This window comes from Natrinema hispanicum (assembly GCF_004217335.1).
In the GTDB taxonomy this organism is placed as follows: Archaea; Halobacteriota; Halobacteria; order Halobacteriales; family Natrialbaceae; genus Natrinema; species Natrinema hispanicum.
Genome location: NZ_SHMP01000003.1, coordinates 698,848 through 711,561, shown reverse-complemented (window position 1 = coordinate 711,561; position 12,714 = coordinate 698,848). Strand labels below are relative to the sequence as shown.

General features: G+C 64.5%; 12 protein-coding genes. 7 read left to right on the top strand and 5 right to left on the bottom strand.

Features of this window, described 5'->3' with window-relative positions:
* Positions 1-41 precede the first annotated feature (41 nt).
* On the top strand, positions 42-2,417 hold the full coding sequence (locus BDK88_RS04280; protein WP_130499797.1) for an ATP-dependent DNA helicase: 2,376 nt from the start codon (positions 42-44) through the stop codon (positions 2,415-2,417).
* Positions 2,418-2,593: 176 nt separating this feature from the next.
* Complete coding sequence (locus BDK88_RS04275; RefSeq protein WP_130499310.1) at positions 2,594-4,462, top strand: SLC13 family permease; 1,869 nt, start codon at positions 2,594-2,596, stop codon at positions 4,460-4,462.
* Positions 4,463-4,477: 15 nt separating this feature from the next.
* Here the strand turns inward: BDK88_RS04275 and BDK88_RS21050 are convergent, their stop codons facing one another.
* A complete protein-coding gene (locus BDK88_RS21050; RefSeq protein WP_165396905.1) occupies positions 4,478-4,639 on the bottom strand; it encodes a hypothetical protein in 162 nt (53 codons plus the stop codon).
* A gap of 554 nt (positions 4,640-5,193) precedes the next feature.
* Here BDK88_RS21050 and BDK88_RS04265 point away from each other — a divergent pair.
* Together BDK88_RS04265 and BDK88_RS04260 are read left to right on the top strand one after the other, a co-directional pair.
* The gene (locus BDK88_RS04265; protein WP_130499309.1) at positions 5,194-6,315 is read left to right on the top strand and encodes an AI-2E family transporter; all 1,122 of its coding nucleotides are present in this window, start codon (positions 5,194-5,196) and stop codon (positions 6,313-6,315) included.
* Positions 6,316-6,405: 90 nt separating this feature from the next.
* The gene (locus tag BDK88_RS04260) at positions 6,406-6,972 is read left to right on the top strand and encodes a DUF5518 domain-containing protein (protein WP_130499308.1); all 567 of its coding nucleotides are present in this window, start codon (positions 6,406-6,408) and stop codon (positions 6,970-6,972) included.
* A 6-nt stretch (positions 6,973-6,978) separates the two neighbouring features.
* Here BDK88_RS04260 and BDK88_RS04255 read toward each other — a convergent pair whose 3' ends face one another.
* From BDK88_RS04255 to BDK88_RS04245, 3 genes are all read right to left on the bottom strand, one after another.
* The gene (locus BDK88_RS04255) at positions 6,979-8,271 is read right to left on the bottom strand and encodes an ABC transporter permease (protein WP_130499307.1); all 1,293 of its coding nucleotides are present in this window, start codon (positions 8,269-8,271) and stop codon (positions 6,979-6,981) included.
* Positions 8,268-9,020 carry an ABC transporter ATP-binding protein gene (locus BDK88_RS04250; protein WP_130499306.1) on the bottom strand — a complete coding sequence of 251 codons (753 nt, stop codon included), beginning with the start codon at positions 9,018-9,020 and terminating at the stop codon, positions 8,268-8,270. Before BDK88_RS04250 ends, BDK88_RS04255 begins: the two co-directional genes overlap by 4 nt.
* Before the next feature lie 74 nt (positions 9,021-9,094).
* Positions 9,095-9,406: a hypothetical protein gene (locus BDK88_RS04245; RefSeq protein ID WP_130499305.1), complete on the bottom strand. Its 312-nt coding sequence runs from the start codon at positions 9,404-9,406 to the stop codon at positions 9,095-9,097.
* 240 nt (positions 9,407-9,646) lie between these two features.
* Here BDK88_RS04245 and BDK88_RS04240 point away from each other — a divergent pair, with 240 nt between their 5' ends.
* The 3 genes from BDK88_RS04240 to rpiA all read left to right on the top strand — a co-directional run bounded on the left by BDK88_RS04240 (position 9,647) and on the right by rpiA (position 12,210).
* Complete coding sequence (locus tag BDK88_RS04240) at positions 9,647-10,585, top strand: ABC transporter ATP-binding protein (protein WP_130499304.1); 939 nt, start codon at positions 9,647-9,649, stop codon at positions 10,583-10,585.
* Positions 10,582-11,439, top strand: a complete 858-nt coding sequence (locus BDK88_RS04235; protein WP_130499303.1) for an ABC transporter permease subunit — start codon at positions 10,582-10,584, stop codon at positions 11,437-11,439. The genes BDK88_RS04240 and BDK88_RS04235 overlap by 4 nt, the downstream gene beginning before the upstream one ends.
* Before the next feature lie 63 nt (positions 11,440-11,502).
* Positions 11,503-12,210, top strand: a complete 708-nt coding sequence (rpiA, locus tag BDK88_RS04230) for a ribose-5-phosphate isomerase RpiA (protein ID WP_130499302.1) — start codon at positions 11,503-11,505, stop codon at positions 12,208-12,210.
* Position 12,211: 1 nt separating this feature from the next.
* Here rpiA and BDK88_RS04225 read toward each other — a convergent pair whose 3' ends face one another.
* Positions 12,212-12,643 (bottom strand): hypothetical protein, encoded by a 432-nt coding sequence (locus BDK88_RS04225; RefSeq protein ID WP_130499301.1) that lies wholly within the window; start codon positions 12,641-12,643, stop codon positions 12,212-12,214.
* Positions 12,644-12,714: the final 71 nt, after the last annotated feature.

Genomic DNA, 12,714 nt, shown 5'->3' with positions numbered 1-12,714 from the left:
TTCGTCAACCCTATGACCGACGGACGATGAGTACGGCAAGAATGACGAACTGGCGTGCAATTTTCGGCCACGACAGCCCCTACGAGCCGCAGGTCGACGGCATCGAAACCGCCATCGAAACCGGACAGGAGGGCGGCTACACCGTCATCGAAGGGGCCTGTGGAACCGGAAAGACGATGATCGCACTCACCGCGGGGATCGACCTCGTGCGCGATCCGGATACTGACTACGAGCGCGTCCTCGTCCTGACGAGCGTCAAACAGCAACTGCGCCAGTTCGAGGCCGACCTCGAGACGATCAACGAGAACCTCTCTGCCGACTGGGACCCGATTTCGGGACTCACTCTCGTCGGCAAGGCCGACGTCTGTCCGTACAACCGCGAGGGGGCGGCGGGGATCGACGACGGAAACGTCTACGATCGCTGTGAGACACTCCGGGATCGCACTCGCGATCTCACTGGCGAGGGCGGTGAGACGACCGCACAAAATCTCGCTGCCCGCGCTCGCAGCCAGCAGATCGGGCTGGCCGACAGTGGAACTCGCGCCAGCGACGGCCGCTTTCTCGAGACCGCAGGCGAACCGACGCCCTATCCGCCCGAACTGCCCGAGTACGGCGAGGGTGGTCCCGTCGGTGCCGAAACAGAGTACTGTCCGTTCTACGCACAGTATCTCGAGGATTTACCGGACGACGAGGACGGCGCTGCTGCCGAAGCGGTTCCCTACGACTTCACCGACGCCGGTATGGTCACGCCCGAGGAACTGGTCGCGCGCTCAGTGAGACACGGCACCTGCCCCCACTCCGTGATGGGAGCTGCTCTCGGCGAGGTCGAGGTCGTCATCGGAAACTACTACCACGCCTTTGACCCGCGGACGGTCGGCTCCTTTACCGGCGCACTGCTCGACGACTCGACGTTCGTCGTCTGTGACGAGGCCCACATGTTAGAGCCACGCGTGCGCGACCTGGTCAGCGAAGGCGTCGCCGACGCGACGCTTCGGGACGCCGAAACCGAACTCTCGCGGGTCATCCAGCCGGTTAAATTCGAACGCGAGGGCAGGCAGGCCGAAGGCGGTTCCAAGACCGCCGACGCCGACCTCGTGCGCGGGGAACTCAACGAGAGCGGCGTCTCCTTCGAGGAACTCAATCGGACCCTCGAGTTCGTCCGTGACCTCCGAGCCGAACTCGACCGCCGCGTGACTGCCTCCCTCGACCGGAACTACCGGGGTTGGCAGTCGAACCTGACCGAACTGGACGACGAAGAAATCCCGCTCCGTGACCCGAGCAAGCCCGCCGAAGACGAACTCAGCGAGTGGGCCCGCGAGGCGGGCTACGGCGACGCCGATTGGGTCCGCGCCGAGGCCGTCGGTGCGGTCGCCGGTCGAATCTTGAACGAGGCCGAAGACGAGGACCGAAGCCGCGCTGCACCCGCCGTCGGCCGCGTCCTCGGCGAGTGGTACCGGCAGGACCACACCGACTACTTCCGGGAGATCGAACTCGAGCGCACCTGGGACGACACCGAGCCCGCCGACTCGTGGCGGCGGGCCTACAACGCCCGGCTGGCGTTGCACAACTGCGTTCCCAGCGACGCCATCGGCGATCGCCTCGGGATGTTCGGTGGCGGCATATTGATGAGTGCGACCCTCGAGCCGATGGACGCCTTCACCGAGGTAACCGGGCTCCAGTACCTCGCACGCGAGGACGATCGGCCAGTGGTCGAACGCCGATACGGCCTCCACTTTCCCGCCGAGAACCGCGAGAGCTTCGCTGTCTCCGCGCCGAAGTTCACGTACGACAATCGCGGTCGACCGGGCGAAGAGAACCCGACGCGACGGTCCTACGCCAACGCCATCGCCAAGGTCGCCCGGCTTCCGGGCAACGTCCTCGTCGGGATGCCCAGCTACGCCGAAGCCGAGTGGGCCGCCGGCGTCCTCGAGGACCGGATCGAGAAACCGATCCTGCGCGACGCCGCAAGCGACGACGAGACGACCCAGTCGCTCAAAGCCGACTTCTTCGCGGGCGACGGCAAGGTCCTCGTCACGAGCCTGCGGGGAACGCTGACCGAGGGCGTCGACTACAGCGGCGATCGGCTGGCTGCGGCGGTCGTCTGTGGCGTCCCGATCGTCAACACCTCGAGTCCACGAACGAAAGCCGTCCGCCGGGCCTACGAAGACGCCTTCGGCGACGGCTTTACGTACGCACTGACGATCCCGGCAGTGCGGAAGGCCCGGCAGGCGATCGGTCGCGTCATCCGCAGCCCCGACGACGTCGGTGTGCGCGTCCTGTTGGACGAACGCTACGCCCGCGAGAGCTGGGACTCGGTGCGCCCCTACCTGCCTGCCGACGGCGAGTTCCAGCCGGTCAGCCCCGATATGTTGGATGTCGGCCTCGAGCGGTTCCGCTCGCGCCTGTCCTCGCAGTAGGTCGGCCGCCCGTTTGAGCGGTCGGGAGCCGCCACCTCGAACTCGAGGTCGGACCGAGGCCTTCAAACGGGACCGTCACCGACTCCGTACTGTCAATCGTGTCCGGATTTTCACTGCTTGCTAGCGGTACGACTCCGCTAGCGGCTGACTCGAGCGGGCTGGCGGTGACTCCAGAGATGGTGGTCGTCTTCGGGATCATCGTCGTTGCACTGGTGTTGTTCGTGACCGAGTGGCTCCCGATCGACGTGACTGCCATCCTCGTGATGGTGCTGTTGATGGTACTTGGAGCCGATGGTGTGGTGAATTTCACCGAGATCTCGACGGCAGAGGGAACGTCCGGATTCTCGAACTCGGCGACGATCACCGTGCTGGCGATGCTCATTCTCAGTTCCGGGATCAGTCGGACGGGGGTCGTCCAGATCATCGGCCGAAAGATGTCCGCGTTCGCCGGCGACGACCTCGACAAACAGCTGTTCGCGACGATTGGCGTCAGCGGCCCGATTTCCGGCTTTATCAACAATACGCCGGTCGTCGCCATTCTCGTGCCCGTCATCTCCGATATCGCCCACAAAGGGAAGACCTCCCCCTCGAAACTCCTGATTCCGCTCTCCTATGCGTCGATGTTCGGCGGGATGCTCACGCTCATCGGCACCTCGACGAACATCCTCGCGAGCGACGTCTCCGCGCGGCTGCTCGACCAGCCCTTTTCGATGTTCGAGTTTACCCAACTTGGAATCGTCGTGCTGGTCGTCGGGAGCCTCTATCTCATGACTGTCGGCCATCGATTGCTGCCCGAACGCGTCCCTGTCGACGAGGACTACGTCAAGGAGTACGCCATCGAGGAGTACCTGACCGATGTCGTCGTCGACGACGATTCCCCGCTGATCGGGTCGACCGTCGACGACGCCATCGACCACGTCGCGTTCGATGCCGATATTCTCCAGGTCGTCCGCGACGGCGAGGAGTTCCTCGAACCGATCGCACAGAAGACGCTCCGTGCCGGCGACCTACTACGACTGCGGGCCGATCGTCCGACTGTCCAGCAACTCGTCGATCGGGAGACCCTGACCTTCGCCGGCAACCCCCAGAGTGCGGACGAACTCGAGCCCGAGGCAGTCCCCGAGCAGACGCTCGTCGAGGTCGTCATCCCGCAAGGGTCGTTTCTCGCGGGCAAGTCTCTCGAGAGCTCGACGTTTCGCCAGCGCTACGACGCGACCGTGCTAGCCTTCCGCAGCCGGGGCGAGACGGTTCGGTCCAACATCGACGAGCGTCGGATCCGCGTCGGCGACACGCTGTTGGTACAGGCGGCCCCGGACAGCATCGATCGCCTCTCGCAAAACGACGATTTCATCGTCGCCCACGAACCCGACGAACCCGACTACCGAACCGAGAAGATCCCCCATGCGGCGGCGATTATGGCGGGGGTCGTCGGCACCGTCGCGATGCCGTGGGGGATGGTCGGCTCGACCCTCGCCGGTGTAACCGGTATCGGCGCGTTCACTGCGCTGTCTGCGCTCTCCCTGCCAATTCTCGTGACCGCGCTTGCAGGTGTCGTTGCGATGGTTGCGACGGGGGTGCTCAGACCGACCGAGATCTACGACGCCGTCGAGTGGGACGTGATCTTCCTGCTGGCCGGCATCATCCCGCTAGGGATGGCCTTAGAGCAGACCGGTGGCGCGGACCTGCTTGGCAGCCTCGTCGCATCGACCGGCGCGTACCTGCCGGCGCTGGGCGTCCTGTGGGTGTTCTACATCGCGACGGGCCTGATCACGGGCGTCATCTCCAACAACGCGAGCGTCGTGTTGATGTTGCCGATCGCCGTCGAAACTGCGTCCCAGATCGGTGCGAACCCGTTTGCGTTCGTGCTCGCCGTGACGTTCGCAGCCTCGACGGCGTTTCTCACCCCCGTCGGCTACCAGACGAACCTCTTCGTCTACGGTCCCGGCGGCTACAAGTTCTCGGACTTCGTCCGGGTCGGCGCGCCACTACAGTTGCTGCTCTCCGTCGTGACCACCCTTGGCATCGCCTTTTTCTGGGGTCTGTAGTCGGCTCCGCGGACCCTACTCGTCCGCTGTATCCTCCTCTTCGGCCGACTCCTCGTCGTCCTCGAGCGGCGGTTCGGCTTCGTCACCACGCTCGAGTTCCTCCGCGAGTTCTTGCTCTCGCTGGTGTTTCTCCGCGTCGTCTGCTTGCTTGTCTCGTCCCTCTTTTGTGTCTCCCATAGCCACGGTCTACATCCGTGAGCAGCATAACGCTGTGCCCGTTCGTCGCCACTGCGACGGACTCCTGTCAGTCAGTGCCGGCCGGCCGCGACCCACACTGCGGTCCCACCGGGATATCGGGACAGCAGACCGTATGACTGTTATCGCGATCCGACCCAGCCAAGCGGGCAAAGCGCGGTTGCGTTCGGCACGACTCGAACGAGCGCCGACGCCGGTTCGTGTTCGTACGCCTCGCGCTCGGGCGGTGACGTCGCCGCGACGAGCTTCTAGACTCCGGGGCGAGTCGAACCGCAACGACAGCGATCGCGGTCGTCCATCCGTACGGATTTCGTCTGCGCGTCGCCGATCGCTCTCTCGATGGGGTGTCGTCAACCGTCGCGGGCCTAAACGGTGATCTTGGTCCCGACAGCCACCGTTTGCCGGTCAACGCCGATCCGAAGCCGGTTGACTACTTTCATGCGGTGATCTACCACGCCCCGTCGAAAAATGATACCCTGTGCAATCCAGTCCGGCTGCCAGACAAAGACTTTAATCCCCCGGTGAGAGTCCCGTCTGTGACCGATCTCGCGAACGGAGCGACCGGCTCGAGCCACCAGCGACGGTACGTCCTTGCCGGCCTCGTCGTTGTCCTCGGCGTCGTGACCGGCGGGATCTTACTCGAGGTGCTCGGGACGATCCTCCTCGCGCTGACCGTGGCGTACGTCCTCGTGCCGGTCCAGCGCTGGTTCGTCAGGCGCGGACTCACCGAGTGGACCGGCGCGCTGGCCGCGACGCTGGTTGGCTTCGGCGTTACACTTGCGGTCAGCACGCCGCTGGTCGTCGCGCTCTATTTCCGGCTTGAGGATGTCGTCGACACCCTCGCTGCGCTGCCGCGGGAACTGTCGGTGTCGGCGGTCGGGATGACCTATGCGATCGAAACCGGGCAGATTCAAGCCGCTGCCCTCGAGTTCGTTCAGGGGGCTGCGACCTCCTTCGCGCTGGCGCTGCCAGTGCTCGCGATCAAGTTCGCGCTGTTCGTCGTGTTGCTGTTCGGCCTCCTGCTCAAAGGTGACGCGGCAGGCCGGGCGGCCATCGCACCGGTACCCTACGAGTATCGAGACGTGGTCTACGCGCTGGCTCGGCGAACCCGCGAGACGCTGTATGCGATCTACGTGTTGCAGGTCGCGACGTCGATCGCGACGTTCGCTGCCGCCTATCCGCTGTTCTGGGTGCTCGGCTACGAGGCGGCGCTAACGCTCGCGATCGCCGCTGCCGTTCTCCAGTTCGTCCCGATCATCGGCCCGAGTATGCTCGTCGTCCCGATCGCGCTCTACCACGTCGCTGTCGGCGACCTCGTCGCAGCGGCACTGCTTGGCACACTCGGACTCGTCCTGATCGCCTGGCTGCCAGATGTTGCCGTTCGGCCGCGACTGGCCAGGCGCTCGGCCGGCCTTCCCGGCAGCTTGTACTTCGTCGGTTTCACCGGCGGGCTCTTTACCCTCGGTGCGATTGGCGTCGTCGTCGGCCCACTGCTTGTCGCGGTGTTCGTCGAAGCCGTCGACTTGCTCGCAGACGAGGTCAACGGCGATGCCACGTTCACCGACCTCGTCGAAGACGACCACGAGGATCCTGCAAGCGATCCCGACGAAACGGAGACCACGTTCGAGGAGCCAGATTCGAAGGCTGCTGACGACTGAGCGAGAGACCGCCCGGATTGGCGACTGGGCTCCGACGACAGAGCGTCTTGGACCACCGACATTTTTCTCTCTGCCGTCCTTTCGTCTAGTATGGTTCAGACGCGAACGCTCGTCAACGCGATTATCGGCGCTGTCATCAGCGTCGTCGCCTCGTTTATCCCGGGCTCGACCGTCCTTGGCGGGGCTGTCGCGGGCTTTCTCGAGGGGCCGGACGAACGAGCGGGCGCAATCGCGGGGGCGCTGGCTGGCGCGATCACGTTCGTCCCATTCCTGATTTTTGGGTTCTTCTTGGCCGGGTTTTTCAGCCTCGGACTGATCGGCGGCTTCCCGATCGAAGGGGTGGTCCTGTTTACCTTCGTGATCGTTAGCTTCGGCTTCTTCCTGCTGCTCTATACCGTCGGTCTTTCGCTGCTCGGCGGCTACCTCGGCGCGTACCTCGCTCGAGAGTATCCCGACCGTCACCGGCAAACCCGGGAGACGGTCGGCTTCGACACGAACGAGACTGCCCGCCGTTCCGACGCGCCGTCGACGCGAGACGACGAGTTCGGCGAGCCGTCGACGTTCGATACGGGGTTCGAGGACGCGAGCGATCGCGCTGACGACCGAGACGCACAGCGAGAGCGAGAGCGCGACCGGGATTCCGATCGAGAGGTGTGAGCATACTCACTCGTATCTGAGCGCATCGATCGGGTCCGTCCGAGCGGCCCGCCAGGCCGGATACAGCCCGGCGAGAATGCCCACAACCATTCCGACGATGATCGCGAGCGCGACGTACTCGAGGGGGTAGACTAACGGGAGATCGATGTACTGGGCCCCGAGATAGCCTCCGACGAGCCCCAGCCCGGTGCCCAGAATCGCGCCGATGACGCCCAGAATCACCGATTCGGTCAGGAACAGCCCGAGAACGTCGCGATTTTGTGCGCCGACGGCTTTCATAATCCCGATCTCGCGGGTCCGCTCGGTAACGCTGACGAGCATGATGTTCGCGATGCCGATCGAGCCGACCAGCAATGAGATGGCCGCGATCCCGACGATGAAGTTCTGCAGGAGGTTCAATACGTCCTGAAGCTGGCCCAGCAGTTCCGTACTTGTCTGGAGCTGCACCTCGAGGTCGTCATCCAGCAACTCGCTGGCGTCGGCGGCGTCGCTCTCGAGATACTCGATTGCGCTCTCGCGGGCGGCGTCGATGTCTGTCTGGTCGGCCGATTCGGCCTCGATGACGATCGCGAGGAACCGGGCCTCGCCGCCGGTGAGGCTCTGGTTGCCAGCGCCAGCGCCACCGCCACCGCCGATTCCCAGCATCGACGCCTGTTCCGTGTAGTAGGGGTTAGTCGGTACGTAGACCCGCGGTGAGGACTCGAATCCTTCAAACGGGCTCAGTCCCTCGCTGTTGTCGGTGATGCCGACGACTTCGACGTCCATTCGCTGCCCACCGAGCATCGTCACGGTCAGGTTCTCGCCGACGCTGACGTTCTCCTCGAACTGGTTCGCAGCCGCCGGATTGAGCACCGCCTCGCGTGCTCCCATCTCGAACTGTCTGCCCTCGGCGAGACGCTCCTCGCGGATGTACGACGGTCCTGACGCGACCAACCCGCTGCCTTGTGCCACGGTCTCCTCGCCGTTCGAGATCGCCTGTGTCTGGAGCGTCGCGTAGCCGTAGGCCGCCTCTACGTCCTCGAAATCCTCGACTGCGTCGAGGTCGTCTTGGGTGAAGACGGGCTGTGCGCCTGCTAGCGGGCCGCCTTCGGTGTCGGGTTCAGCGGCCCAGCCATAGAGGTTTCGCTGGTCATCGGGGCTGATATCGCCGATCACGCCGGCTTGGAGGCTTGCACCCAGCGTGACGAAGGCGATTACCGCCGCGATGCCGATCACGATTCCCAGCGTCGTCAGCGCCGACCGAAGCCGGTGGCCGCGGATCGACCGCCACGCGAGGCGCAGACTCTCGAGCGGATTCATTCGTCGCCCCCTCCTGATTCTCGGCTGGCCGGCGATCCCGCCTGCGACCCGCCGGCACCGTCAAGTTCCTCGATTCGCTCGATCCGTCCATCGAGGAGGTGGACGATTCGGTCGGCCCGTTCGGCGACGTGGCGCTCGTGGGTGACGACGAGCATCGTCGTCCCGCCTGCATGGAACTCGTCAAAGAGATCAAGAATGTCCGCTTCGGTGTCCGTATCGAGGTTCCCCGAGGGCTCGTCGGCCAGCACGATCGCCGGGTCGTTGACCAGCGCGCGAGCGAGTGCGACCCGCTGGCGCTGGCCGCCCGATAGCTCGTTGGGCATGTGATCGGTTCGGTCGCCGAGGCCGACGCGCTCTAAGAGGTTCCGTGCCCGCTCGAGACGCTCAGCACGGCCGACACCCTGAAACAACTGCGGCAGCGCGACGTTTTCGACGGCGTTCAACCGCGGCATGAGGTTGAACGTCTGGAAGACGAAGCCGACCTCGGTCCCTCGCAGCCGTGTCCGCTCGCGATCGCCGAGCGTCCTGACGTCTTGCCCACCGACGACCACCGTTCCGTCCGTCGGCGTGTCCAGACAACCGACGAGATTCATCAGCGTCGACTTCCCCGATCCACTCGGCCCCATGATCGCGGTATAGGAGCCACGGGGGACCTCGAGAGAAACACCGTCGAGTGCGTGGACCGGCTCCCCGATACGATACGTTTTCCGGACGTTCGAGAGAGAAACGGCCGTGCCCGAACTCGCCATGCCCGTTCGACGACGGACGGTCTGAAAAAAGTTCTGCGCAACGTCACGCCGGTTTCGGCGACCGAGTCGACGCGCTACCACTCTCCACCGGCCGTCTCACCGGTCATCGGTTCTGTCGTCGTCTCATCACCCCGGAGGATAACGTATGCGATCAGTGCGATGACGCCGATGGGGAAAAACAGGAACAACAGTGCGCCGACGCCGATCGCCCATGCGAGTTCGTTGTTGTCGCGCTTCGTGGCGTCTTTATATACCCAGTAGGCAGCGCCGGCTGCGATCACGACCCCGATGATGAACCCGATCACCATCGCGATCAGCATCGTTGTGCCGTCGATTTGAGCCGTTTCGCCGCCGGCTTGCAAGGGAAGGAGGGCGTAGTGCAACATTATTTCACCCGACGCGAGCGGCCGGTCGTTCGAACGCGGGACCATCGGTGTCGATCAAGTGTCGTTCGATCGACGGAGGGCAGAGTCAGTTCGATCATAGTGTAATCCAACATATGGTATTGAACTAACACGATACAAATCTCTTTCTCTTGGGAACAACAACTGATAGTACTTCGTTCCATGTTAACCTGTCAGCGCAGCAAGTTATTTGTAACTCCCCAATGGTAGTCTGATTGAACAATGCCCTCCATCGACATCTCAGACGTAACGAAGCGGTACGGCACCGACACAGCCCTCGAGGGACTGGATCTCACCGTCGAACGCGGCGAGATCTACGGCTTCCTCGGGCCCAACGGCGCGGGGAAGTCGACGACGATCAACCTCGTGCTCGATTTCATTCGGCCGACCAGCGGCGAGGTGCGGGTGTTCGATCTCGACGCGCAGACAAACGCCCTCGCGATCCGGAAGCGGACCGGTATCCTCCCCGAAGGTATCGAGCCCTACGACCGGCTGACCGGCCGCCAGCACGTTTCGTTCGCGATCGAATCGAAAGGGGCCGACGACGACCCCGACGATCTCATCGAGCGGGTTGGGCTCTCGGCCGACGCCGCCGACAAGAAAGCCGGCGGCTACTCGAAGGGGATGACCCAGCGGCTCATGCTCGCGACGGCGCTGGTCGGCGAGCCGGACCTGCTGATTCTCGACGAACCGTCGACCGGGCTCGACCCCAACGGCGCTCGCCGGATGCGCGAGATCATTCGTGAGGAAAACGACCGCGGCGCGACCGTCTTCTTCTCCTCACACGTCCTCGGGCAGGTCGAGGCCGTCTGTGATCGCATCGGCATTCTGCGTGACGGCCACCTGATCGCCGAAGACACGATCGCCGGGCTACGTGACACGATGCCCGATCAGACCCGGCTTCGCGTGACCCTCGATCGCGTTCCCGACGACTCGACAGCCGCTCTCGAGGCAGTCGAATCGATCGACGGCGTCTCGTCGGTGACGCCGGAGGGCCGGACCCTCGTCGTCGCCTGTGCAGACCGTGCGAAGACGACCGTGTTACACACGATCGAGGAGTACGACGTGACCGTCGAAGATTTCACAACCGACGAATCCTCGCTCGAGGACCTGTTCGTGGCGTACACGTCGGACGCTACGCCGGCGGAGGTGGCCCAATGAGCGCGATCATCGTCGCGAAGAAGGACTTTCGGGATGCCGTTCGCTCGCGTGTCCTGCTTGCACTGACCGGCCTGTTCGCCCTGTTTACCGTTGGCGGTGCGTTTCTGGCCTCGCGGCTCTCGGCGCTGTTCGAGGAGGGTGGCGCGGAGTCGACGCTCGATTTGATACTCGCGTTGCAGACGCCCGCGAGCTTTCTCGTGCCGATTATCGCTCTGTTCGTCGGCTACGGTGCGATCGCCGGCGAGCGAGAGAGTGGGAGCCTGCAGTTCCTGCTCGGACTCCCTCATCGTCGCCAGGATGTCGTGCTGGGGAAGGTACTCGGTCGGACGGGTGTCGTCGCCGTCTCGATTCTGGTCGGCTTTACCGTCGGCCTGCTTGGACTCGTCGCGTTCGTCGGCTCGGTCTCGCTCGTTGACTACGTCGCCTTTACCTTGGTAACGGTGCTGTTCGGGTTCGTCTACGTCTGCCTTGGCGTTGGCCTCTCTGCGATGACGCGGTCGACGACCAGAGCGGCAGTCGGTGCGGTCGGACTCGTCGTGTTGCTCTGGTTCGCCTGGAGCGTTCTTGCTCAGGCGCTGTTGTTCGTGATCGAAGGGACGCTCATCCCCGAAACGATTCCCGGCTGGTACATCGTCATGAACTCCGTGACGCCGGACGCCGCCTACGGCTCCGCGATCACTGCCGTGCTCGGCGCTGGCCAGTTCACGGCCTCGAGCGCATACGAGACACAGGGCCTGATCGATGGTGGTGTGCCGATCGTCGCCAAGCCGTGGTTCGGTTTCGTCCTGCTTGCACTCTGGGCGCTCGTCCCGCTGGCGCTCGGACTCTGGCGGTTCGACCGCGTCGACCTGTGACCCTGGGCCGACCGACGCAGCCAAGTTACAACGTTTTTCCCGTCGCCGCTCACTTGCACACGCATGAAGACGGACGGCGGCTCAGACGCAGCGAAACGACGCGCCGGCGAACGCGCGGCCGAGGACGTCGAAAACGGCGACATCGTCGGGCTCGGCACCGGCTCGACGACCGCCCACGCGATCCGGGCGCTCGGCCGGGCCGTCGACGACGGCCTCGAGATCCGCGGGATTCCGACCTCGTTTCAGTCCCGCCGGCTGGCACTCGAGGTCGGCATCCCGCTGACCGATCTCGACGCGGTCGACGGCGTCGACATCGCGATCGACGGCGCGGATCAGGTTGTCGACGATCCCGACACAGCCGCTCATGGCGCGCTCATCAAAGGTGGCGGCGCGGCCCACGCACGCGAGAAACTCGTTGATTCGGCTGCGGACCGATTTCTTGTCGTCGCTGACCCCTCGAAGCTGACCGATCGCCTCAAGCGGTCGGTGCCGGTCGAAGTGCTCCCTGATGCCCACACCGTCGCGGCAAATCGGGTTCAGGAATTGGGCGGCGAGCCGACACTGCGTGACGCCGAGCGCAAGGACGGGCCGGTCGTGACTGACAACGGCAACCTGGTACTGGACTGTACGTTCGGTCGGATCGACGATCCCGATGGGCTGGCGACACGGCTCTCGGCGATCCCGGGCGTCGTCGAACACGGCCTGTTCGTCGGCCTTGCTGACGTGGCCTACGTCGGCCGCGAGGACGGTGTCGAGCGCCGGGAGTACTGATTCACGCAGTCGTCGTGTTGGTGTCGCCGTCAGCGTCGGCTGTCCGTTCAGTGCCCGCCGAGCGCGACAGCAAGAGCACTGTCAGGTAGAGTACGCCCAGCAGCCGCGCTGCGGGCACCACCCACAGCCGGAGCTCGAGGTCGTCGGTGTTGGCATACACCAGGTGTTGGCTGAGCCTGATGATCGGTCGCGGAATCAGGACGAGTATCAGCCCGGCAAGCCCGAGTAGCGCGCTGATGAGCGTCGATCCCTCGCGGCCGCGGAGAAGTAGCCAGACGAAGGCCAGTCCCTCGAGCCGTGCGCCCGTCAGCGCCAGCGGCCGTCGCCGGGCCGTCCCGGGATTTCGCAGGCCGATCCGTTCGCAGGCCTCGATCACTGGTCGTGGCGTGACGATTTCGACGAGCCCGAAACCGAGCAGGAGTGTGCGTAGCATGGGACCAGTTCTACCGCAGCGAGGAGCAAAAAACGCGAGTCGCTGTCACAATTCGTGCAGCGACAGGGCCG

Bases quoted from the DNA above. Each gene is read 5' to 3' on its own strand.
- BDK88_RS04235 (WP_130499303.1), top strand. From the start codon at position 10,582: ATGAGCGCGATCATCGTCGCGAAGAAGGACTTTCGGGATGCCGTTCGC.
- BDK88_RS04225 (WP_130499301.1), bottom strand. From the start codon at position 12,643: ATGCTACGCACACTCCTGCTCGGTTTCGGGCTCGTCGAAATCGTCACG.
- BDK88_RS04250 (WP_130499306.1), bottom strand. From the start codon at position 9,020: ATGGCGAGTTCGGGCACGGCCGTTTCTCTCTCGAACGTCCGGAAAACG.
- BDK88_RS04280 (WP_130499797.1), top strand. From the start codon at position 42: ATGACGAACTGGCGTGCAATTTTCGGCCACGACAGCCCCTACGAGCCG.
- BDK88_RS21050 (WP_165396905.1), bottom strand. From the start codon at position 4,639: ATGGGAGACACAAAAGAGGGACGAGACAAGCAAGCAGACGACGCGGAG.
- BDK88_RS04260 (WP_130499308.1), top strand. From the start codon at position 6,406: ATGGTTCAGACGCGAACGCTCGTCAACGCGATTATCGGCGCTGTCATC.
- BDK88_RS04275 (WP_130499310.1), top strand. From the start codon at position 2,594: ATGGTGGTCGTCTTCGGGATCATCGTCGTTGCACTGGTGTTGTTCGTG.
- rpiA (WP_130499302.1), top strand. From the start codon at position 11,503: ATGAAGACGGACGGCGGCTCAGACGCAGCGAAACGACGCGCCGGCGAA.
- BDK88_RS04255 (WP_130499307.1), bottom strand. From the start codon at position 8,271: ATGAATCCGCTCGAGAGTCTGCGCCTCGCGTGGCGGTCGATCCGCGGC.
- BDK88_RS04245 (WP_130499305.1), bottom strand. From the start codon at position 9,406: ATGTTGCACTACGCCCTCCTTCCCTTGCAAGCCGGCGGCGAAACGGCT.
- BDK88_RS04240 (WP_130499304.1), top strand. From the start codon at position 9,647: ATGCCCTCCATCGACATCTCAGACGTAACGAAGCGGTACGGCACCGAC.